Below are 22,008 nucleotides of genomic sequence, written 5' to 3' on the forward strand. Positions count from 1 at the left end.
CAATGGCAATCACTTCTGCAAACCAGTTGGAACTGCTGCAAACCGCCGAGGCCGTCGCCCGCGAAAAGATGATCGACCCCGGTCTGGTCGTCGAAGCGATGGAAGAATCGCTGGCCCGTGCCGCGAAGTCTCGTTACGGCAGCGAAATGGACATCCGCGTGTCCATCGACCGCAAGACCGGCAAGGCCACCTTTACCCGCGTCCGCACCGTGGTCGAGGATGAAGAGCTGGAAAACTACCAGGCCGAGCTGACCGTCGAACAGGCCAAGCAATACATGTCTGACCCGGCCGTCGGCGACACCTATGTCGAAGAAATTCCTCCGGTTGAACTGGGCCGGATCGCGGCGCAGTCCGCGAAACAGGTGATCTTGCAGAAAGTCCGCGAAGCCGAGCGTGATCGCCAGTTCGCCGAGTTCGAAGATCGCGTTGGCACCATCATCAACGGCACCGTGAAACGCGAAGAATACGGCAACGTGATCGTGGACGTGGGCCGCGGCGAGGCGATCCTGCGCCGCAACGAAAAAATCGGCCGCGAGGCATACCGCCCGAACGACCGCATCCGCTGCTACATCAAGGACGTGCGCCGCGAAACGCGCGGCCCGCAGATCTTCCTGTCGCGCACCGCGCCGGAATTCATGGCCGAGCTGTTCAAGATGGAAGTGCCGGAAATCTATGACGGCATCATCGAAATCAAAGCCGTCGCCCGCGACCCCGGTTCGCGCGCGAAGATTGCCGTGATCAGCTATGATGGCTCGATTGATCCGGTGGGTGCCTGTGTGGGGATGCGCGGCAGCCGTGTGCAGGCCGTCGTGAATGAGTTGCAGGGCGAGAAAATCGACATCATCCCGTGGAACGAGGACACGCCGACCTTCCTGGTGAACGCGCTGCAACCGGCCGAGGTATCCAAGGTGGTTCTGGACGAAGACGCCGAGAGGATCGAGGTGGTTGTCCCCGACGAACAGCTGTCGCTGGCCATCGGCCGCCGCGGTCAGAACGTGCGTCTGGCCAGCCAGCTGACCGGCCTGGACATCGACATCATGACCGAATCCGAGGACAGCATCAAACGTCAGAAAGAGTTCGAAGAGCGCACCAAGCTGTTCATGAACGCGCTGGATGTGGATGAATTCTTTGCTCAGCTGCTGGTGGCCGAAGGCTTTACCAACCTCGAAGAGGTGGCCTATGTCGAGCTTGACGAGCTGCTGAACATCGACGGCGTGGACGAAGGCACCGCAGGTGAGCTTCAGGCGCGTGCGCGTGACGTGCTGGAGGCCGAAGCCAACGCCGCCCTGGAGCGCGCCCGCGAACTGGGCGTTGAGGACAGCCTGGTTGACTTTGACGGCCTGACACCCCAGATGATTGCAGCCCTGGCCGAGGATGGCGTGAAAACGCTGGAAGACTTTGCCACCTGTGCCGACTGGGAACTGGCCGGCGGCTGGACCACTGTCGAGGGCGAGCGCGTCAAGGATGACGGCCTGCTGGAGCCTTTCGACGTGTCCCTGGAAGAAGCGCAAAGCCTGATCATGACCGCGCGCATCGCGTTGGGCTGGGTCGATCCGGCCGAGCTGGAAGCTGACGAAGAAGAGCTGGAAGAAGACGCTGCCGACGCCGAAGGCGACGAAGCCTGAACCTGTAGTTAGGGGCCTAAACGCATGACGCGTGGTGGAAAAACCAAGCATCGGGACGATGGTCCTGAACGCAAATGCATCGCCACCGGCGAGGTTCAGCCCAAACATGGGCTGATCCGTTTCGTCGTGGGCCCCGAAGGGCAGGCTGTGCCCGATCTGGCAGAAAAACTGCCGGGTCGGGGGATTTGGGTCTCGGCCGATCGCAAGGTGCTGGAGACGGCGATCGCGAAGAAGATGTTCTCGCGTTCGGCCAAGGCGCAGGTGCAGGTTTCGACCGATCTGATCGCCCAGACCGAAGAGCTGCTGACCCGCCGGGTGATCGACCTGATCAGCCTGGCGCGCAAGGGCGGCGGGGCGGTCTCGGGCTTTGAGAAGGTCAAGGATTGGCTGAGCAAAGACGAAGCCGAAGTGCTGATTCAGGCCTCTGATGGCTCGGGTCGCGGTAAGTCCAAGCTGAGCACGCCCTATGGCGGTTCGTTCATTGGATGGCTGACGGCAGACGAGCTGGGGCAGGCCTTTGGGCGACAAACTGTAATTCACGTTGCGCTAGGCGCTGGAGGTTTGACGCGACGTGTTGTAGATGAGGCCGCAAGACTTAAAGGTTTGCGTGCTTCGGACGGCGGATCCGACCGCCGGAAAGGATAGAAGAGCCACATGAGCGATAACGACGGTAAAAAGACTTTGGGCGTCCGTGGTGGAGGCCCCCGTGCGGGCAACGTGAAGCAAAGCTTCAGCCATGGCCGGACCAAAAACGTCGTGGTGGAAACCAAGCGCAAGCGCGTTGTGGTGCCCAAGCCTGGTGCGGCCAAGTCCGGCGGCTCGGGCAATCCGGCACTGGGTGACCCCAAGAAACGTCCCGCCGGGATTTCCGACGCGGAAATGCAGCGCCGCCTGAAGGCCCTGCAAGCCGCCAAGGCCCGCGAGACCGAAGAGATTGCCAAGCGCGAAGCCGAGGAAAAGGCCCGCGAGGAAGAACGCGCACGTCGCCGTGCCGAGGCTGAGGCCAAGGAACGCGAAGAGCGTGAGCGCGAAGAGGCACTGAAGGCCAAGGCCGAAGAAGAGGCCCGTAAAAAGAAAGAGGCCGAAGAGGCTGCCAAACGCGCGGCTGCTCAGGCGGCGGCGGCGGCCAGCGCCCCGGCCGAGGATAAAGCCGCACCGCGCAAGGCCAAAGAGGCTCCGGCCGCTGCGCCGCGCGGAGGTCGTAAGGACAACCGCGACAACGATCAGAACCGTAGCCGCAAAGGCCGCGATGACGGTCGGCGCTCGGGTAAGCTGACGCTGAATCAGGCGCTGTCCGGCGGTGAAGGCGGGCGTCAGAAATCCCTGGCCGCGATGAAGCGGAAACAGGAGCGTCTGCGCCAGAAAGCCATGGGCCAGCAAGAGCGCGAGAAGATCGTGCGCGATGTGCAGGTGCCCGAAACCATCGTGGTGTCCGAACTGGCGAACCGTATGGCCGAACGTGTGGCTGACGTGGTCAAAGAGCTTATGAAAATGGGCATGATGGTCACGCAGAACCAATCCATCGACGCCGATACCGCAGAACTGATCGTCGAAGAATTCGGCCACAAGGTGGTGCGCGTATCGGATTCGGACGTCGAGGATGTGATCGACACCGTTGAGGACAAAGAGGCCGATCTGAAGCCGCGCCCGCCCGTGATCACCATCATGGGCCACGTGGACCACGGCAAAACCTCGTTGCTGGATGCGATTCGCAACGCGAACGTGACCGCAGGCGAGGCCGGCGGCATCACCCAGCACATCGGCGCCTATCAGGTGACCACCGAATCCGGCGCTGTGCTCAGCTTCCTGGATACGCCCGGCCACGCGGCGTTTACCTCGATGCGGTCGCGCGGGGCTCAGGTGACGGATATTGTGGTGCTGGTTGTGGCGGCGGATGACTCGGTCATGCCGCAGACCATCGAGGCTATTAACCACTCGAAGGCCGCTGGCGTTCCGATGATCGTCGCGATCAACAAATGTGACCGCCCCGAGGCCGATCCGATGAAGGTCCGCACCGAACTGCTGCAACACGAAGTGGTGGTCGAGGCCATGTCGGGCGAGGTTCAGGACGTCGAAGTGTCCGCCAAGACCGGCCAGGGCCTGGACGAACTGCTGGAAGCCATCGCGCTGCAAGCCGAAATTCTGGAACTGACCGCCAACCCCGACCGTGCCGCCGAAGGCGCCGTGATCGAGGCTCAGCTGGACGTGGGCCGCGGCCCCGTTGCCACCGTTCTGGTTCAGAAAGGTACGCTGCGCCAGGGCGACATCTTCGTTGTGGGCGAGCAGTGGGGTAAAGTCCGCGCGCTGGTCGATGACAAGGGTGATCGCGTCCAAGAGGCCGGCCCATCCGTCCCCGTCGAGGTTCTGGGCTTGAACGGCACCCCCGAAGCGGGCGACGTGCTGAACGTGGTCGAAACCGAGGCGCAAGCGCGTGAAATCGCCGATTACCGTATCGGCGTGGCCAAGGAAAAACGCGCTGCCGCCGGTGCCGCGACGACCCTGGAACAGCTGATGCAGAAGGCCAAGGACGACCAGAACGTCGCCGAGCTGCCGATTCTGGTGAAGGCTGACGTGCAGGGCTCGGCCGAGGCCATCGTGCAGGCGATGGAAAAAATCGGCAACGAAGAGGTCCGCGTGCGCGTGCTGCACTATGGTGTGGGTGCGATCACCGATACCGATGTCGGCCTGGCCGAAGCCTCGGGTGCGCCGATCATGGGCTTTAACGTCCGTGCGAATGCCTCGGCGCGGAATTCGGCCAACCAGAAGGGCGTGGAAATCCGCTATTACTCGGTGATCTATGACCTGGTGGACGACGTGAAAGCCGCCGCAAGCGGCCTGCTGAGCGCTGAAATCCGTGAAAACTTCATCGGCTATGCCGAGATCAAAGAGGTCTTCAAAGTGTCGGGTGTTGGCAAGGTTGCCGGCTGTATCGTCACCGAAGGCGTGGCCCGCCGCAGCGCCGGTGTGCGCCTTCTGCGCGACAACGTGGTGATCCACGAAGGTACGCTGAAGACGCTGAAACGCTTCAAGGACGAAGTCAAAGAGGTTCAGTCGGGTCAGGAATGCGGTATGGCATTCGAGAACTACGACGACATCCGCCCGCAGGATGTGATCGAGATCTTTGAGCGCGAAGAGGTCGAGCGTCAGCTGGACTGATCCGCGCCGCGCATCAGACAAACAAAAAGGGACGGTGAGAACCGTCCCTTTTTTCGTTCGTACTTGATGGTGTTACGCAGCGCGGGCCGGTACCGGCATTCCCGCGAATTCGCGGTCTCCGACGCGTACCAGAATCTTGCCATCCGGAAGCCCACGAACAAAGGTTCCCTGAACAGAAACACAGCTTCCAATAATGATCGTCCTTAGCATGTCAAAACCTCCCCAAACGATGTTGACGTCCTGAGATGCTAGAGCAGCTAGGTAAACAAATCACCTAAAAAACATGTATTCTACACACAAAGTATACGAAAGATCCGTGTGAACCGTGCTTTATCTTGTGGGAATCCCGTATTTTCGGAGGGTTTGATCAGTTTTTATGCACTCAAAGCAGATCCCGCAGAATCGGAATCAGCGGGATATCGGCGGGGGGCATCGGATAGCTGTTCAGATCACGGGCATGGGCCCATTTCAGAACCTGCCCTTCGCGCGGGGTGGGGATGCCTTCCCATTTGCGGCAGGCAAACAGCGGCATCAGCAGGTGGAAATCGTCATAGCTGTGCGAGGCAAAAGTCAGCGGAGAAAGGCAGCTGGACCAGGTGTTGATGCCCAGCTCTTCCTCCAGTTCGCGGATCAGGGCGTGTTCGGGGGTTTCTCCGGGTTCGATTTTCCCCCCCGGAAACTCCCACAGGCCGGCCATGGATTTGCCCTCGGGGCGCTGCGCCAGCAGCACCCGCCCGTCCATATCAATCAGCGCGACGGCTGAAACCAGAACCGTTTTCAATGCGTCCTCCTACGAACGATAATCCGCGTTGATTGTGATGTAGCCATGCGTCAGATCGCAGGTCCAGGCGGTGGATTTGCCCTTCCCCAGGCCCAGATCGACATTGATCGCCAGCTCCTGGCCTTTCATATAATCGGCGCCCAGCTGCTCTTTATACTGGGGCGAGACCCAGCCGTTGTCGGCCACCAGAATGTCACCGAAGCGGATGCTCAGCAGATCACGATCCGCGGCAGCGCCGGATTTGCCGATCGCCATCACAACGCGGCCCCAGTTCGGATCTTCGCCGGCAACAGCGGTTTTCACCAGGGGCGAGTTTGCAATGGCCATCGCGTGGGTCCGGGCATCGGCATCGCTGGCCGCGCCGGTGACGTTGATTTCCACGAATTTCGTAGCGCCTTCGCCGTCGCGGACCACCTGATGCGCCAGGTCCAGCATCACCTTGTGCAGAGCCTCTTCAAACGCGGCGTTGTCATCGACATTCACCCCTGAGGCCCCCGTCGCCGCCAGCAGCAGCGTGTCCGAGGTTGAGGTGTCACTGTCCACGGTGATGCAGTTAAAGGTCGTGTCGGTCAGCTTGTTCAGCAGCTTTTGCAGCTTTTTCTGATCGGCCTGCGCGTCGGTGAAAATATACACCAGCATCGTCGCCATATCCGGCGCGATCATGCCCGAGCCCTTGGCGATGCCAGCGATTTTCACGGTTTTGCCGTCCAGCTCGATTTCGGCGGTGGCACCTTTGGCAAAAGTGTCCGTGGTTCGGATCGCCCCGGCGGCGGCCTCCATTGCGGCGGGGCTTAGCGCGGCGGCCATTTCCGCCAGTTTGGCTGTGATACGGTCATGCGGCAGGGCCTCGCCGATCACGCCGGTGGACGAGGAAAACACCCGGTTCTCTTCGATCTCCAGCGCCTGGGCCACGGCCGAGGTCACGGCGTGCGTGGACTCGGTGCCGTTCTTGCCGGTAAAGGCGTTTGCATTGCCAGAGTTGACGATGATCGCGGCGGGGCCGCTATCGAGCAGTGTGATTTTCTCTTGGCAGTCCAGAACCGCCGCCGAGCGCGTGGCCGACCGGGTGAACGCCCCGGCCATCACGGTTCCGTCCGCCAGGCTGACCAGCATCACATCGTCGCGATCTTTGTATTTCACACCCGCCTGCGCGGTGGCAAAGCGGGCACCCTCGATGACCGGCAGTTTCGGAAAAGAGGCAGGCGCCAGAGGCGATACGGCAAGGGTTTTTCCCATGGTTACTCTTCCAGCAGGAGTTCGATTTGCTTGATCAGCGCAGGATCCAGGGTTTCGGCACCCGAGGTGTCGATCTTGGCGGCGTTGGTCAGCTCGGTCACTTTGTCATCGACGGCCTGGTTGTCCAGCGTCGCGCGAATTTCATTCTGAACCACCTCCAGCGGTGGGGTGTCCTGTTTGCGCGTCTCGCTGAGCAGGATCACGTGCCAGCCGAATTGCGTTTTCACCGGCTGCGAGATCTGTCCGGGCTCTAGCGCCATCACGGCGTTTTCGAAGGGCTTGACCATCTGACCAGGGCCGAACCACCCCAGCGCGCCCCCGTTCGGACCCGAGGGGCCGGTGGATTTTTCCTTGGCCAGTTCGGCGAAATCCTCGCCTGCATTTAGCCGCTCGATCAGGGCCTTGGCCTCTTCTTCGGTGTCCACCAGGATATGCGAGGCCTTGAATTCGGGCGCACCGGGTTTGCCCTGATAATGTTCGTCGTAATAGGCCTTGATCGCTTCGTCCGTGACTGCTGCTTCGACGACGGATTGCAGCACCTCGCCGGATTTCAGGCTGCGGCGCTGGTTTTCGACCGACAGGCGCACCAGACGGGAATCCTCGGCCGGGGCGGTCTGCATCAGCAGGGTTTGGCGGATCACCTGATCCAGAATGCCGGTGAACAGCATTTCGGACGGCATGGTCTGGTATTGCTGCGGCAGATTTTGCTGCACCAGGATCATATGGCCCAGCGTGATTTCGGTGCCATTTACCGTGGCGACAACCGTGTCGGCGGTCGGGGTCTCTTCTGCGGCCAGGGGCAGGGCCATGCACAAGGAAAGGGCCATACCCGACAGAAAAGTGAGACGTTTTGACATTAGTTTTGTCCTTTGGTTGCGGCACTAAGGGCGCCGACGTTGACACTGCACCACCCGGCCCTTACATCGCCTTGAGGCCTTTGTAACGCTGGATTTCCACAATGTTTTAGGCGCTGTGGTTTCAGCGGGCAAGCAGATGCCGCGCACGATGATGTCAACGACCGGATCGGAATAGATATGCTGGGTTTGGGAACTATCGCCAAAAAGGTTTTCGGAACGCCGAATGACCGCAAAGTAAAGGCGACGCGCCCCTTGGTGGCCAAGATCAACGCCTTGGAGCCCGAATTCGAACAGCTTTCGGATGCGGGGCTGATCGAGAAGACCCAGGAATTCAAATCCCGTGTCGCAGAGGGCGAAAGCCTGGACGCGCTGCTGCCCGAGGCCTTTGCCAACTGCCGCGAGGCCGCCAAACGCGCCCTGGGGCTGCGGGCCTTTGATACGCAGCTTCTGGGTGGGATTTTCCTGCACGAAGGCAACATTGCCGAGATGAAAACCGGCGAGGGGAAAACTCTGGTCGCCACCTTCCCGGCCTATCTGAACGCGCTGACCGGCAAGGGTGTGCATATCGTCACCGTCAACGATTACCTGGCCCGCCGTGACGCCGAATGGATGAGCAAAGTCTACGGCGCTCTGGGCATGACCACCGGGGTTGTATACCCGCAGCAGCCCGAGGATGAGAAGAAACAGGCCTATGCCTGCGATGTCACCTATGCCACCAATAATGAGCTGGGCTTTGACTATCTGCGCGACAATATGAAATCGGAACTGGCCGACATGAGCCAGCGCGCCCATCATTTCGCCATCGTGGACGAGGTGGACAGCATTCTGATTGATGAGGCGCGCACGCCGCTGATCATCTCGGGGCCGTCGCAGGATCGCTCGGATCTCTATGTTGCGCTGGACAAGCTGATCCCCGAGCTGACCGAAGAACATTACGCCCTGGACGAAAAAACGAAAAACGTCACCTATACCGACGATGGCAACGAGTTTCTGGAACAGCGCCTGCATGAAATGGGGCTGCTGGAGGAAGAGCAGACGCTCTATGATCCGGAATCCACCACCATCGTGCACCATGTGAATCAGGGCCTGCGCGCGCATAAACTGTTCATCCGCGATAAGGACTATATCGTGCGGGATGGTCAGATCGTGCTGATCGACGAATTCACCGGGCGGATGATGTCGGGTCGCCGTCTGTCCGATGGTCTCCATCAGGCGATCGAGGCCAAGGAAGGCTGCCAGATTCAGCCCGAAAACGTGACTCTGGCGCAGGTGACATTCCAGAACTATTTCCGCCTCTATGACAAACTGGCCGGCATGACTGGCACCGCCGCCACCGAGGCGGATGAATTTCAGGAAATCTATGGTCTTGGCGTGGTCGAGGTGCCCACCAACCGCCCCATCGCCCGCCTGGACGAGGACGACGCCGTTTACCGGACCGCTCAGGAAAAATTCCAGGCCATCGTGGACACGATCAAGGAAGCGCATGAAAAGGGTCAGCCGATCCTGGTGGGCACCACCTCGATCGAGAAGTCGGAATTCCTCAGCCAGATGCTGACGCAGGCCGGTGTGCCGCATAATGTTCTGAACGCGCGCCAGCATGAAAAAGAGGCCCAGATCGTGGCCGATGCCGGTAAGCTGGGCGCGGTGACCATCGCCACCAACATGGCTGGCCGCGGCACTGACATCAAGCTGGGCGGGAACGTCGAATTCAAGGTGATGGAGGCCATCGCCGCCAATCCCGACGGCAACCCCGATGAGATCCGCGAGCAGATCGAAGCCGCGCACGAGGCCGATGAACAAGCGGTCAAGGATGCCGGTGGCCTGTTCGTTCTGGCCACCGAACGTCATGAATCGCGCCGGATCGATAACCAGCTGCGCGGCCGTTCGGGGCGTCAGGGGGATCCGGGGCGCTCGTCCTTCTTCTTGTCGCTCGAAGACGATTTGATGCGTATTTTCGGATCCGAAAAGTTGGATAAGGTGCTGTCCACGCTGGGCATGAAAGAGGGCGAGGCCATCGTGCACCCCTGGGTCAACAAATCGCTGGAGCGTGCGCAGGGGAAGGTCGAGGGCCGCAACTTCGACATCCGCAAACACCTGCTGAAATTCGACGATGTGATGAACGAACAGCGCAAGGTGATCTTTAAACAGCGCCTGGAAATCATGGAAAGCGCCGACCTGTCCGAGATCATCGGAGACATGCGCCACGAGGTGATCGGTGATCTGGTGGACCAGTACATGCCGCCGAAAACCTATGCAGATCAATGGGATGTGCAGGGGCTCTATGCTGCGATTCTGGAAAAGCTGAACCTGGATACCAAGGTGATCGAATGGGCCGCCGAAGAGGGCGTGGACGGCGAAGAGGTGATCGAACGCATCGCCGATGCTGCCGACGAATCCATGGCCGAAAAGACCGCAGCCTTTGGCCCGGAAAACATGCGCCAGATCGAAAAACAGCTGCTGTTGCAAACGATTGACACCAAATGGCGCGAACACCTGCTGACGCTGGAGCATCTGCGCTCGGTTGTCGGTTTCCGTGGCTACGCGCAGCGCGACCCGCTGAACGAATACAAAACCGAGGCCTTCCAGCTGTTCGAAAACATGCTGGACAGCCTGCGCGAGGACGTCAGCCAGAAGCTGGGCCAGGTGCGTCCGCTGACCGAAGAAGAGCAGCAGCAGATGATTGCTCAGATGGCGGCGCAGCAGCAGGCGATGCAGCCCCCCGCCGTCCCCGAAGCCCCCGCCGGAGAGGCCAAAGAGGGCTTCGATGAAAACGATCCCTCGACCTGGGGCAATCCGGGCCGGAATGAGCTGTGCCCCTGTGGCTCGGGCAAGAAATTCAAGCATTGCCACGGTCGTCTGGCCTGATCCGATTGGGCCTGAAATGGCCCGATTGACTCCGCCAAGGCGCCACATACGCGCCATTTTTCCCTGAGACATTGCCTTCAACCTGAATTGGGTTGGAGGCAGACATGATCCATAAAAGAGCATCCAGTATCGCGTTGATGGTCGGCACCGTCGGCATTGCGCTTGGCTCGGGCTATTTCATGGAAAACAGCGCGCCAACCGTGTCACGCAATGTGAAACCTGCCCCGATCCAGGTGGCAGCGATCCCGGCCCCGCATGTCGCGCTGGATCAAGTCGAGCTGACTGCCTCGCCCCTGCCGGAAATCCCCGCGGATATCTTTCAGGAACTGAACATGCCGCAGCGCGATGTTATCCCGGCGGCCATCAGCGAAGCAGAAATCGTGATCCCCGAAACCGTGCCCGCGCAGGGTGGTTTCGCCTGCGAGATCGACATGTCCGCCGAGGCCACCATTGCCGCGCTGGTGAATATTGACATCAAGGCCGCCTGCCTGCCCGATACCCGTGTGACGTTGCATCATAATGGGCTGATGGTATCGGAAATGACCGATGACCGGGGCGAGCTGTTCCTGACCATCCCCGCCCTGGCCGAAACCGCTGTTTTCATGGCGGATTTGGGGGACGGTAAGATTGCCAACGTGACGGTCAAAGTGCCCTCATTGGAGTTTTACGACCGTGCTTTGGTGCAATGGCAGGGTGATGCGGGCATTCACCTGCACGCGATGGAATTCGGTGCCGCCTTCGGAGAAGAGGGCCATGTCTGGGATCAGCAGACCGGATCTTTGGAAAAAACCATTCGCGGTCAGGGCGGTTTCCTGACTCAGATGGGGAATCCGGACATCACCGAAAGCCTGCAAGCGCAGGTTTACACCTATCCGTCCGGCACCTCGGCGCGTGCGGGCGATATCGTGCTTGAGATTGAGGCAGAAGTGACCCAGGCCAATTGCGGCCGCGACATCAGCGCGCAGTCCATGCAAATTTCCGAGGCAGGCCAGCCCCGTGTGCAGGATCTGGCGCTGAGTATGCCCGATTGTGATGCGGTTGGTGATTTTCTGGTGTTGAAAAACGTGCTTGAAGACCTGAAAGTCGCATCCAAGTGATTTGTTAGGTCAGGACTGGATTTCATGAAACCGGCGCGTGCGGTGGTCTTCGCCGCACTTTTTCTTTTTGGGGTTCTCTCGGCCGCGATGGCCCAGGATGTTACGCTGCTTTCGCCGGATGGAGAGGTCGAAATCAGCGGCACTCTGTTGGGATTCGATGGCGAGTATTACCGGGTGGATACGATCTATGGCGAGCTGACCGTCGATGGCTCGGGCGTGCGTTGTGAGGGGCCGGCCTGTCCTAATCTTGAGGATTTCGTGGCCGAGCTGGCGCTGTCGGGCGAGCGCGCAATCGGGGCGGTACTGATGCCAGCGCTGATCGAATCCTTTGCGCTCAGGTCCGGGCTGGCCGTCCGACGCACGCAGCAAACCGAAGAAGAGACCCTGTTCACCCTGACGAATCGTGCCACACGGAAGGTGGTGGGCCAGTTCACCGTGCGGGCGACGAATACGGACGAAGGCTTTGCCGATCTGCTGGCGAATGAGGCCGATATCGTGATGTCCCTGCGCGAGATTCGTGAAAATGAGGCCCGGCTGGCGCGAGAGGCCGGGCTGGGCAGGCTTCAGGAGGTCGGGCGCAGTCGCGTGCTGGCCCTGGACGCGTTTGTGCCCATCGTCGCGCCGGAAAATCCGCTGCACAGTATCACGACGCCGCAACTGTCCCGCGTTTTCTCGGGTCGGATCAGGAATTGGAAGGAGCTGGGCGGTCCGGATGCTCCGATCACTGTACATCTGCGGGACGGTCAGTCGGGGCTGGGGCAGGCGGCTGTGGATCGGCTTTTGTCGCCCGTGGGGGCCGATCTGCTGCCCGGAGCGATCCGGCATAAATCCAATCAGGCCCTGGCCCGCGCCGTTGTTGCCGATCCGTTTGGGATCGGCCTGTCCAGTGAATCCGGCATTGGCGAGGCGCGCCCCGTGCCCCTGAGCGGCAATTGCGGTTTCATCCTGACCGCCGAGCGCAAGACGGTAAAGACCGAGGATTACCCGCTGACCGCGCCCATTTTCCTTTATTTACCCGCCCGTCGTTTGCCGAAATTGGCGCGTGATTTCATGGTGTTCACGCGCGGGACTTCGGCGCAGATGGTGATCCGGCGGGCCGGGTACACAGATCAGGCGCCCGAATTGGTGCCCATTGATGATCAGGGTAACCGATTTGCCAACGCCATCGCGCAATCGGGCAAAGAGATCTTGCTGGAAGATTTGCAGCGTATGGTGGCGGCTTTGGCCCCGATGAAGCGGCTGACCACGACTTTCCGGTTCGAAGCGGGGTCAACCCGTCTGGATGCGCAATCGCGGTCTAATGTGAGCCAACTGGCGCAGGCGCTTGAGGCCGGTCAGTATGATATGCAGCGGTTGCTTTTCGTTGGGTTCAGCGATGGGGAAGGGCCCGCCGCTGGTAATCTGGCCATTGCCCTGCGCCGGGCCGAAGCAATCCGCGAGGCTGTGATGTCTGCCGCCGAAACCGCGAATTTCGACCGGCTGCAACTGGATGTCGATGCCTTTGGCGAGGCCATGCCCATGGCCTGTGATGACAGTGCCTGGGGGCGGCGTGTCAACCGGCGGGTCGAGGTCTGGGTGCAGCCCTCACAATAACCCCTCCGAACGAAAACTCAGTTCGGCCGAACGCCCGATGATCAGGTGATCGTGTAGCACAATGTTCATGGTCTGACAGGCATCGTGGATCTGATTGGTAACGGTGATGTCCGATTCCGAAGGCGTCGGATCGCCCGAGGGATGGTTATGCACCAGGATCAGCGCGGCGGCGTTCAGTTCCAGCGCGCGTTTGATCACCTCGCGCGGGTAGACGGGGACGTGATCAATGGTGCCACGGGCCTGCTCTTCGTCCGCGATCAGGATGTTTTTGCGGTCCAGGAACAGGATACGGAATTGCTCGGTCTCACGATGGGCCATCGAGGTGTGACAGTAATCCAGCAGCGCATCCCAGCTAGAGATCACCTGTTTGCGCAGCACCCGTGCGCGGGCCAGACGGTGGGCGGCGGCCTCGATGATCTTCAGTTCGCAGATGACGGCCTCACCGATGCCCGGCACCTCGGCCAGGCGCGCGCGGGGGGCCGAGACCACGCCGTTGAAATCGCCAAATATGTCCAGCAGGCTGCGCGCAAGCGGTTTGACATCGCGGCGGGGGATGGCGCGGAACAGAACCAGTTCCAGCAGTTCATAATCCGGCAATGCCCCTGCGCCCCCCTCCAGAAACCGTTCGCGCAGGCGTTTGCGGTGATCCCGAATATAGGACGGCTGTTTGACGCTGGGATTGACCGCCGCCTCATCCGGGGCGGGATCGAAGGAAAACAGCGAGGGCATTTCCTGAAAAGAAGAGCGGAGCCGTGACATGTGCCAAGGCTCCGCCGATTCGCTTACGGTTTGGTTAACAAAGGCCTGAAATCAGCCCTTCATCCGTTCAAAAAAGCTCTTGGCTTTCGACAGGAAGGACGAGCTTTCAGGGTTGTTATCGTCGCTCAGCGCCTCAAATTCGCGCAGCAATTCCTTCTGCTTTGAATTCAGGTTCACGGGCGTTTCAACCGCCAATTCGATGAACATATCCCCGCTGCCAGCGCCGCGCAGGGCGGGCATACCCTTGCCACGCAGGCGCATCTGGCGGCCCGATTGGCTGCCCGAGGGGATTTTCACGCGCGAACGGCCGCCGTCAATCGTCGGCACTTCGATGTCACCGCCCAGGGCGGCGGCGGTCATGCTGACGGGCACGCGGCAGAACAGGTTCATGTCCTCGCGTTCGAACAGCTCGTGTTTGGCGACCTCGATAAAGATATAGAGATCCCCCTGAGGGCCGCCGCGCATCCCGGCTTCACCCTCGCCGGACAGGCGAATGCGGGTGCCGGTTTCCACGCCCGCCGGGATGTTCACGCTGAGCGAGCGTTCGGTATGAATGCGGCCCTGGCCGTTGCAGGATTTGCACGGGTTCTTGATGATCTGCCCCATGCCCGAGCACGTCGGACAGGTGCGTTCCACCGTAAAGAACCCCTGCTGCGCGCGCACCTTGCCCATGCCCGAACAGGTGGGGCAGGTGGTGGGTTCACCGCCGCCCTCGGCGCCGGTGCCATCGCAGGCGTCACAGGCCGTCGAGCCTGGCACATTGATGGTTTTCTGCGCGCCGGCAAAGGCCTCTTCCAGGGTGATGCGCATGTTATACCGCAGGTCAGCGCCACGGGTTGCCCGCTGACGGCCACCGCCGCCGCGCTGCCCCATGAAATCACCGAACAGATCGTCGAACACATCCGAGAACGCGCTGGCGAAATCGCCCTGATTGCCGCCACCAAAGCCGCCTCCGGGATGACCGCCGCCCATTCCGCCCTCAAAGGCGGCGTGGCCATAGCGATCATAGGCTGCCTTTTTGTCGGCATCCTTCAGGCAGTCATAGGCCTCGTTGACTTCCTTGAACTGAGCCTCGGCATCCGGGTTGTCGGCATTGCGGTCGGGGTGCAGCTCTTTGGCCTTCTTGCGATAGGCCTTTTTGATTTCGTCAGCAGAGGCACCCTTGGACGCGCCAAGCACATCGTAGTAATCACGTTTTGACATTGGGTATTCCCCTTTCAGGAACGAAAAGGGCCGGCCCGGTCAGGACCGGCCCCATATGGTTCCGACGGATTCTTACGAACGCTTGTCGTCGCCCAGGTCTTCGAAGTCAGCATCGACGATATCGTCGTCCCCACCCGGAGCATCGGCTGCGGCAGGTTCGTCAACGGGTTCGTCCTGGCTGGCTTTGTAGATCGCCTCGCCCAGTTTCATGGCCGCTTCGGTCACGTTCTGGACGCCCGACTTGATCTTCTCGGCGGTGGCGTCTTCTTTTTCCAGGTCGTCCTTCAGCGCGGCGATGGCCAGTTCGATCGCTTCGATCGTGGTCGGGTCCACCTTGTCCGAATGCTCTTCCATCGACTTCTCGGTCGAGTGGATCAGGCTTTCGGCCTGGTTGCGGGCTTCGACCAGTTCCTTGCGCTCTTTGTCCGCTTCGGCGTTGGCCTCGGCGTCCTGAACCATGGCTTCGATGTCCTCGTCGGACAGACCGCCCGAGGCCTGGATGGTGATCGACTGCTCTTTGCCGGTGCCTTTGTCCTTGGCGGCCACGGACACGATGCCGTTGGCGTCAATGTCAAAGGTCACTTCGATCTGGGGCATACCACGCGGTGCGGGCGGGATGTCCTCAAGATTGAACTGACCCAGCAGTTTGTTGTCCGAGGCCATCTCGCGCTCCCCCTGGAAGACGCGCAGGGTCACGGCCGACTGGTTGTCCTCGGCGGTCGAGAAGATCTGCGATTTCTTCGTCGGGATGGTGGTGTTGCGGTCGATCAGGCGGGTGAACACACCGCCCAGCGTTTCGATCCCCAGCGACAGCGGGGTCACGTCCAGCAGAACCACGTCTTTCACGTCACCTTGCAGAACACCGGCCTGAATGGCGGCACCCATGGCAACCACTTCGTCGGGGTTCACGCCTTTGTGGGGCTCTTTGCCGAAGAACTTGGTCACTTCTTCAATGACGCGGGGCATCCGGGTCATACCGCCGACCAGAACCACCTCGTCGATGTCGCTGGTGGTCAGGCCCGCGTCCTTCAGAGCAGCCTGGCAGGGCTTGATCGAGGCCTTGATCAGGTCGCTCACCAGCGATTCCAGCTTGGCACGGGTCAGTTTCAGGACCATGTGCAGCGGCGCGCCGGATTTCGGATCCATCGCGATGAACGGCTGGTTGATCTCGGTCTGTTGGCTGGAGGACAGCTCGATCTTGGCTTTCTCAGCGGCTTCTTTCAGGCGTTGCAGAGCCATCTTATCGGCGGTCAGGTCAACGCCGTGCTCTTTTTTGAACTCGTTCGCCAGGTAGGTGACGATGCGCATGTCAAAGTCTTCACCACCCAGGAAGGTGTCACCGTTGGTGGATTTCACCTCGAACAGGCCGTCGTCGATTTCCAGAATGGTCACGTCGAAGGTACCGCCGCCCAGGTCATAGACCGCGATGGTGTGGGTGTCTTCTTTGTCCAGACCGTAGGCCAGAGCCGCGGCGGTCGGTTCGTTGATGATCCGCAGCACCTCCAGACCGGCGATTTTACCGGCGTCTTTGGTGGCCTGACGCTGCGCATCGTTGAAATAGGCGGGCACGGTGATCACGGCCTGAGTGACGTCTTCACCCAGGTAGGATTCTGCCGTTTCCTTCATTTTGCCCAGGATGAACGCCGAAATCTGGCTGGGCGAGTATTTTTCACCCTGCGCCTCGACCCAGGCGTCGCCGTTGCCGCCGTCGATGACGTTGAACGGCATGTTCTTCTTGTCCTTGGCCAGATCCGCGTCATCTGCACGGCGGCCGATCAGGCGTTTCACACCGAAAACGGTGTTGGTTGCGTTGGTGACGGCCTGGCGTTTGGCGGCCTGGCCGACCAGACGTTCGTCATCCGTGAACGCAACGATCGAGGGGGTGGTACGCGCACCCTCGGAATTTTCGATAACTTTGGGCTGCGAGCCGTCCATGATTGCGACGCAGCTGTTGGTGGTACCAAGGTCAATACCAATGACTTTAGCCATGTTTTCGATCCCTTCATATTCAAGGCGATGACACGAGACGTGGACCCGTTACGGCATCCTGCCCCGATCCTGTTTTGCGGCGTTCCGGATTGGGTTCACCGCGCTTCTGGGCGTATATAAGGAGGGCGAAAGCACCCTGCAAGCATTGCGACGCGGCGGATTTTACGATTCCGCGTGAAAATGGCGTCAGGGTATGAATTTCGGGTAAAAGGTGATGAAAATGGCAGAGATCGACATCCGGGGATTTCGGATTTTGCAGGGGTATCTGGAGGGCGCGGCGCAGGAATCGCTGGTGCAGGATTTGCGGCAGGTGATCCTGGCCGCGCCCCTGTTTTCGCCGCTGACACCTTATGGAAAGCCGATGAGCGTCCGGATGACCTCGGCCGGACGCTACGGCTGGTATGCGGATCGCCGGGGCTATTGTTACAGGCCGCGTCACCCGCAGGGCGGGCCATGGCCGCCGATCCCCGAGGCTATTTTGCAAATCTGGCGGGCGCTGGTCAGCGCTGAGCGCGATCCGGATTGCTGCCTGATCAATTTCTATGGCGAAGGCGCGCGTATGGGGATGCATCAGGACAGGGACGAGGCGGATTTCACCTGGCCGGTTCTGTCTGTTTCCCTGGGGGACGAGGGGCTGTTTCGGATCGGTAACGAGACGCGCGGCGGTAAGACCGAGAGTATCTGGCTAAACTCCGGGGATGTGGTGGTCATGGGCGCCGCCGCGCGGCTGACCTATCACGGGGTGGACCGAATCCGGTTCGGCTCGTCCCGGTTGTTGCCCAAAGGCGGGCGGATCAACCTGACCTGCCGTGTGGTCGATTAACGCCGCGCGCCCCAACTGACCGAGGAATGCCGGCGGGTATAAAACTCACCCATCAGGCCGATCATCAGGAACACCAGCCCGAAATAAAACGGATATGTTGCCGAGGTATTGCGCGGCACATAATTGATGAACACGAACCCGCGCGACTGATCAATGCAGTGAAACAAGGGGTTCCAATCGAACATGGCCAACATGAACGAGGGCAGCGAGTTGGCCACGAACATCTTCCCCGAGGCGATCATATTCGCCCGCTGATACACCATGGTGAAAATCCGCACTGGCGTCGGAAACCAGGGTTTCGCGGCCAGCAGCACCATCCCGATGCCCAGCCCCGAAAACCAGGCCAAAAGCAACATGCCAAACGCCTCGACCGGCTGTTCGATGGTGAAGTGCTGAAAGCCCACATAATAGACAAACAGAATGACCGCCAGAGACAGCACCTGAATGTAAAGCGCGCTTAGCGCGCCGGCGGCGATGGCGATAATTGTGTTCATCGGCGCGTGCAGCATCATCGGCGAGGTCGGCCCCTCGGATCCGACAACGGCACCGATGGTCTTAATCTGGGTCATATAAAGGAAAACCCCAGACATCAGATACAGCAGGAAATCCCCCCGGATCGCCGCAGACCGCAGCCCCAGAACCGAGAACATGACATAAAAGGCCATCACGAAAATGATCACTTGCAGCATGTTCATGAACAGCGACATGAACGCATTGCCGTGGGTTTTCCGGATCGAGCGCGCGATGGAATGATAAATCAGTTCGGCAATCGTTAATGCCGATCCCAAATTGGACGTTCGCTTGGTCTGGTGGAACATTTCCGCGCCGATCTGCCGTTTCAATGGTTTTTTCGCATGGAATTCTTGCCGTTCCGTTAGCAGAATATCATAAGGGGAAAGACGTGAATAATCAACAAAACCCGACTTTTGCGGGATAGCACTTAGGGCAGAAGCTTTGGATTACGAAAAACTGACCACCGTGATGCGCCGCCTGGCGTTGGAAGCGGGCGACAAGATCATGGAAATCTACAATTCCGACGATTTCGAGGTGAAAACCAAATCCGACGAAAGCCCCGTAACCGAAGCCGATGAGGCGGCGGATGCTCTGATCTCGGCCGGGCTGCGCGCTGAATTCCCCGATGTAACCCTGATCACCGAGGAGCAGGCCGACAGCCACAGCACCAAAGCCGAGACCTTTCTGATCGTTGACCCGCTGGACGGGACCAAGGAATTCGTCCACCGCCGCGGCGATTTCACCGTCAATATCGCCTATGTGGAAAACGGCGTGCCGACCCGCGGCGTCGTTTATGCCCCGGCAAAGGATCGGATGTTCCTGACGCTGGCCGATGGCTCCTCGGTTGAGGAAACAGGCGATTTCGCCAAGGACGCGATGGGGGCAACCACTGCGATTCAGGTCTCGGACGCGGATAATACGGCGCTGCTGGTCGTGGCCTCGAAATCGCACCGCGATCAGGCGACGGACGATTACATCAACAAATACGCGGTGGCGGATTCCAAAAGCGCGGGCTCGTCGCTGAAATTCTGCCTGGTGGCCACGGGCGAGGCCGACATCTACCCCCGCGTTGGCCGCACGATGGAGTGGGACACCGCCGCGGGCCACGCCGTTCTGCATGGCGCAGGTGGCAAGGTTGTGCGTTTCGACGATCACAGCCCGCTGGTTTACGGCAAAGAGGACTATGCCAACCCGTTCTTCATCGCCTATTCTCCGAGTGTCGCGCTAAAGCAGGCCTAGGCGGATCACCCGGCCTGGCCGAGGAGGACCATGGATCAGCCGCCCATCAGTGTTGTTGTGGTCAGCCGGGGCAGGCCAGCCAGCCTGTCCCTGTGTCTGACCGGCCTGGCGCGGCTGTATTACCGTAATCATGAGGTTATCGTCGTCGCGGATGCCGCCGGGCTGTCTGCGGCTCGCGCTTTGCCGTTTGCCCGGCACCTGAAGCTGATCCCGTATGAGGTGGCGAATATCTCGGGTGCACGGAATTTGGGGATTTCGGCTTCGGCCGGGGAAATCGTGGCCTTTATTGACGATGATGCCGTGCCCGAACCCACCTGGCTGACCCATCTGGCCGAGGCATTTTCGGATTCCAAAGTGGGCGCTGCCGGAGGATTTGTCATCGGGCGGAACGGGATTTCCTGGCAATGGAAGGCCCGCGCGCTGAATACCGGCGGGCAAGCCAGCGCTCTGAATGTAGATGAGAGCGTGACAACTGTCCTGCACCCCTCGGCGGGGCGGGCCGTGAAAACCGAAGGCACCAATATGGCCGTGCGGCGCTGGGTGCTGAAGAAACTGGGCGGGTTTGACGAAAATTTTCGCTTCTACATGGATGAAACCGATCTGAACATGCGTCTGGCGCAACTGGGGATTGCGACGGCGATTGTGCCGTCCGCCATTGTGCACCATGCCTATGCCCCCAGCGCGCGCCGTCGTCAGGACCGGGCGGTTCTGGATTTGTCGGATATCGGGCGCAGTTCGGCTCTGTTCTGGCGCAAACACGCCTTACATCAAGACCGGGGCAGGTTTCGCACCGATCTGGAAACCGAGCAGCGCAAACGCGTTCTGCGCCAGATGACCGCAGGCCTGCTAGAGCCCGGCGCCGCCCGAGCCGCGCTGAAATCCTTGCAAACCGGACTGACCGAGGGGGCTGTCGCCCTTCAGGTGCCACCAACGCATATTGCCCGCCGCCCCGATGATTTTCTGCGGTTTCCCAGCCTGGCGACGGGTAAGGCGATCACGCTTTGCTCGGGTCGGTTGGGGCGGCGCAAGATGATGCAACAGGCGCGTGATCTGGCCGCCCAGGGGCATACTGTTTCGGCCTATAGTCTGACGAAAACGGCGGTTTTCCATACTGTTAAATTTCTGCCAGATGGGTATTGGTTACAAACAGGAGGACAATTCGGAAGAAGCAACCGGGGCACGGCCTTGTTCCGCCTGATCAGCCGGAAATCCCGGCTGCGGCAGGAACGAAACCGGGTCAGGAAATGGCGAGAGATCGCCTAAGTTTTCATCGAAAAAGCGGATCACGCCGCCAATTCGCATAAAGAGACGCCTGTTTGATCGGCTTTTGCCCAAAACCGCGCCATATCTCGGGGATAGTTTCCGTTTTTCTGGATCATGAGGAATTCCAAAGGACTTGATGATGACACGTAAGGTTACGAAGGCGATTTTTCCTGTTGCCGGCCTGGGGACGCGTTTTTTGCCCGCGACGAAATCGGTGCCCAAAGAGATCATGACGCTGGTTGACCGCCCGCTGGTCCAATACGCCATCGACGAGGCGCGCGCCGCCGGGATCGAGGAATTCATCTTTGTCACTTCGCGCGGGAAATCGGCGCTTGAGGATTATTTCGATCAGCGCCCCTATCTGGAAGACGAGCTGCGCAAGAAGAACAAGACCAAGCTGCTGGAGGTTCTGGAAACCACCAATATGGAAAGCGGCGCGGTGGCCTATATCCGCCAGGCTCAGGCGCTGGGTCTGGGACATGCGGTGTGGTGCGCGCGCCGTCTGATCCATGACGAACCCTTCGCGGTGATCCTGCCCGATGACGTGATCGCGGCGGAAAAGCCCTGCCTGCAACAGATGGTCGAGGCCTATCAGGAAACCGGCGGCAGCATGGTCGCCGCGATGGAAGTCCCGCCCGAGAAAGTCTCGGCCTACGGGGTGCTGGACGTGAAGGAAGACATGGGCTCGGTCGTGTCGGTGAACGGCATGGTGGAAAAGCCCCCCGCCGGCACCGAGCCGTCCAACCTGGCGGTGATCGGCCGCTATATCCTGTCGCCCAACGTGCTGAAAACGCTGGATAAAAAGGAAACCGGCGCGGGCGGAGAAATCCAGCTGACCGACGCCATCGCCCGCGAGATCACCCAGGGCCGCGGCGTCTACGGGCTGCGTTTCAACGGCGAGCGTTTCGATTGCGGCTCCAAGGCGGGCTTCTTGCAGGCCACCATCGCCTTCGGCCTCTCACGCGACGACCTGCGCGATGAGCTCATGGACTACCTGCAGGCCGTGACC

Annotated in this window: 17 protein-coding genes; 10 read left to right on the forward strand and 7 right to left on the reverse strand. The window is 60.3% G+C overall.

What is annotated here, in order from left to right:
* Nucleotides 1-2 precede the first annotated feature (2 nt).
* From nusA to infB, 3 genes are read left to right on the forward strand one after another with little or no spacing between them, the layout of a single operon-like run.
* Nucleotides 3-1,625 carry a transcription termination factor NusA gene (gene nusA / locus ACP15O_RS07620; protein WP_425095456.1) on the forward strand — a complete coding sequence of 541 codons (1,623 nt, stop codon included), beginning with the start codon at nucleotides 3-5 and terminating at the stop codon, nucleotides 1,623-1,625.
* Nucleotides 1,626-1,649: 24 nt separating this feature from the next.
* A complete protein-coding gene (locus tag ACP15O_RS07625; RefSeq protein WP_425095457.1) occupies nucleotides 1,650-2,270 on the forward strand; it encodes an RNA-binding protein in 621 nt (206 codons plus the stop codon).
* Between the two features lie 9 nt (nucleotides 2,271-2,279).
* Entirely contained in the window at nucleotides 2,280-4,781 is a 2,502-nt protein-coding gene (gene infB, locus ACP15O_RS07630; RefSeq protein WP_425095458.1) for a translation initiation factor IF-2, read from the forward strand.
* Nucleotides 4,782-5,163: 382 nt separating this feature from the next.
* Here the strand turns inward: infB and mutT are convergent, their stop codons facing one another.
* Genes mutT through ACP15O_RS07645 form a run of 3 tightly spaced genes read right to left on the reverse strand, consistent with a single transcriptional unit; the run spans nucleotide 5,164 to nucleotide 7,655 of the window.
* On the reverse strand, nucleotides 5,164-5,562 hold the full coding sequence (gene mutT / locus ACP15O_RS07635) for an 8-oxo-dGTP diphosphatase MutT (protein ID WP_425095459.1): 399 nt from the start codon (nucleotides 5,560-5,562) through the stop codon (nucleotides 5,164-5,166).
* 9 nt (nucleotides 5,563-5,571) lie between these two features.
* On the reverse strand, nucleotides 5,572-6,798 hold the full coding sequence (argJ, locus tag ACP15O_RS07640; RefSeq protein WP_425095460.1) for a bifunctional glutamate N-acetyltransferase/amino-acid acetyltransferase ArgJ: 1,227 nt from the start codon (nucleotides 6,796-6,798) through the stop codon (nucleotides 5,572-5,574).
* Between the two features lie 2 nt (nucleotides 6,799-6,800).
* Nucleotides 6,801-7,655, reverse strand: a complete 855-nt coding sequence (locus ACP15O_RS07645; RefSeq protein WP_425095461.1) for a peptidylprolyl isomerase — start codon at nucleotides 7,653-7,655, stop codon at nucleotides 6,801-6,803.
* Nucleotides 7,656-7,832: 177 nt separating this feature from the next.
* Here ACP15O_RS07645 and secA point away from each other — a divergent pair, with 177 nt between their 5' ends.
* The 3 genes from secA to ACP15O_RS07660 all read left to right on the forward strand — a co-directional run bounded on the left by secA (nucleotide 7,833) and on the right by ACP15O_RS07660 (nucleotide 13,210).
* Nucleotides 7,833-10,520: a preprotein translocase subunit SecA gene (secA, locus tag ACP15O_RS07650; protein ID WP_425095462.1), complete on the forward strand. Its 2,688-nt coding sequence runs from the start codon at nucleotides 7,833-7,835 to the stop codon at nucleotides 10,518-10,520.
* 104 nt (nucleotides 10,521-10,624) lie between these two features.
* On the forward strand, nucleotides 10,625-11,617 hold the full coding sequence (locus ACP15O_RS07655) for a hypothetical protein (RefSeq protein WP_425095463.1): 993 nt from the start codon (nucleotides 10,625-10,627) through the stop codon (nucleotides 11,615-11,617).
* Nucleotides 11,618-11,641: 24 nt separating this feature from the next.
* Entirely contained in the window at nucleotides 11,642-13,210 is a 1,569-nt protein-coding gene (locus ACP15O_RS07660; RefSeq protein ID WP_425095464.1) for a substrate-binding domain-containing protein, read from the forward strand.
* Here the strand turns inward: ACP15O_RS07660 and radC are convergent.
* The 3 genes from radC to dnaK form a co-directional block, all read right to left on the reverse strand.
* Nucleotides 13,202-13,969: a RadC family protein gene (gene radC, locus ACP15O_RS07665; RefSeq protein WP_425095465.1), complete on the reverse strand. Its 768-nt coding sequence runs from the start codon at nucleotides 13,967-13,969 to the stop codon at nucleotides 13,202-13,204. The two genes, ACP15O_RS07660 and radC, sit on opposite strands and share 9 nt — an antisense overlap.
* A gap of 51 nt (nucleotides 13,970-14,020) precedes the next feature.
* A complete protein-coding gene (gene dnaJ, locus ACP15O_RS07670; protein ID WP_425095466.1) occupies nucleotides 14,021-15,172 on the reverse strand; it encodes a molecular chaperone DnaJ in 1,152 nt (383 codons plus the stop codon).
* Between the two features lie 72 nt (nucleotides 15,173-15,244).
* A complete protein-coding gene (dnaK, locus tag ACP15O_RS07675; protein WP_425095467.1) occupies nucleotides 15,245-17,161 on the reverse strand; it encodes a molecular chaperone DnaK in 1,917 nt (638 codons plus the stop codon).
* A 220-nt stretch (nucleotides 17,162-17,381) separates the two neighbouring features.
* Between dnaK and ACP15O_RS07680 the strand changes: the two genes are divergently transcribed.
* Nucleotides 17,382-17,984, forward strand: a complete 603-nt coding sequence (locus ACP15O_RS07680; RefSeq protein ID WP_425095468.1) for an alpha-ketoglutarate-dependent dioxygenase AlkB family protein — start codon at nucleotides 17,382-17,384, stop codon at nucleotides 17,982-17,984.
* Here ACP15O_RS07680 and ACP15O_RS07685 read toward each other — a convergent pair.
* Nucleotides 17,981-18,802 (reverse strand): ABC transporter permease, encoded by an 822-nt coding sequence (locus ACP15O_RS07685; RefSeq protein WP_425095486.1) that lies wholly within the window; start codon nucleotides 18,800-18,802, stop codon nucleotides 17,981-17,983. The two genes, ACP15O_RS07680 and ACP15O_RS07685, sit on opposite strands and share 4 nt — an antisense overlap.
* Nucleotides 18,803-18,938: 136 nt before the next feature.
* Here ACP15O_RS07685 and cysQ point away from each other — a divergent pair, with 136 nt between their 5' ends.
* From cysQ to galU, 3 genes are all read left to right on the forward strand, one after another.
* Entirely contained in the window at nucleotides 18,939-19,736 is a 798-nt protein-coding gene (gene cysQ / locus ACP15O_RS07690; protein ID WP_425095469.1) for a 3'(2'),5'-bisphosphate nucleotidase CysQ, read from the forward strand.
* Nucleotides 19,737-19,766: 30 nt separating this feature from the next.
* Nucleotides 19,767-20,999, forward strand: coding sequence for a glycosyltransferase family 2 protein (locus ACP15O_RS07695; RefSeq protein ID WP_425095470.1), 1,233 nt, complete (start codon nucleotides 19,767-19,769; stop codon nucleotides 20,997-20,999).
* Between the two features lie 139 nt (nucleotides 21,000-21,138).
* Nucleotides 21,139-22,008, forward strand: an 870-nt coding sequence (galU, locus tag ACP15O_RS07700) for a UTP--glucose-1-phosphate uridylyltransferase GalU (RefSeq protein ID WP_425095471.1), incomplete at its 3' end; no start/stop codon positions are given.

This window comes from Youngimonas ophiurae (nom. illeg.), assembly GCF_049803795.1.
Taxonomy (GTDB): Bacteria; Pseudomonadota; Alphaproteobacteria; order Rhodobacterales; family Rhodobacteraceae; genus Thalassobius.

Bases quoted from the DNA above. Each gene is read 5' to 3' on its own strand.
- nusA (WP_425095456.1), top strand. From the start codon at position 3: ATGGCAATCACTTCTGCAAACCAGTTGGAACTGCTGCAAACCGCCGAG.
- ACP15O_RS07625 (WP_425095457.1), top strand. From the start codon at position 1,650: ATGACGCGTGGTGGAAAAACCAAGCATCGGGACGATGGTCCTGAACGC.
- infB (WP_425095458.1), top strand. From the start codon at position 2,280: ATGAGCGATAACGACGGTAAAAAGACTTTGGGCGTCCGTGGTGGAGGC.
- argJ (WP_425095460.1), bottom strand. From the start codon at position 6,798: ATGGGAAAAACCCTTGCCGTATCGCCTCTGGCGCCTGCCTCTTTTCCG.
- ACP15O_RS07645 (WP_425095461.1), bottom strand. From the start codon at position 7,655: ATGTCAAAACGTCTCACTTTTCTGTCGGGTATGGCCCTTTCCTTGTGC.
- secA (WP_425095462.1), top strand. From the start codon at position 7,833: ATGCTGGGTTTGGGAACTATCGCCAAAAAGGTTTTCGGAACGCCGAAT.
- ACP15O_RS07655 (WP_425095463.1), top strand. From the start codon at position 10,625: ATGATCCATAAAAGAGCATCCAGTATCGCGTTGATGGTCGGCACCGTC.
- ACP15O_RS07660 (WP_425095464.1), top strand. From the start codon at position 11,642: ATGAAACCGGCGCGTGCGGTGGTCTTCGCCGCACTTTTTCTTTTTGGG.
- radC (WP_425095465.1), bottom strand. From the start codon at position 13,969: ATGTCACGGCTCCGCTCTTCTTTTCAGGAAATGCCCTCGCTGTTTTCC.
- dnaJ (WP_425095466.1), bottom strand. From the start codon at position 15,172: ATGTCAAAACGTGATTACTACGATGTGCTTGGCGCGTCCAAGGGTGCC.
- dnaK (WP_425095467.1), bottom strand. From the start codon at position 17,161: ATGGCTAAAGTCATTGGTATTGACCTTGGTACCACCAACAGCTGCGTC.
- ACP15O_RS07680 (WP_425095468.1), top strand. From the start codon at position 17,382: ATGGCAGAGATCGACATCCGGGGATTTCGGATTTTGCAGGGGTATCTG.
- ACP15O_RS07685 (WP_425095486.1), bottom strand. From the start codon at position 18,802: ATGTTCCACCAGACCAAGCGAACGTCCAATTTGGGATCGGCATTAACG.
- ACP15O_RS07695 (WP_425095470.1), top strand. From the start codon at position 19,767: ATGGATCAGCCGCCCATCAGTGTTGTTGTGGTCAGCCGGGGCAGGCCA.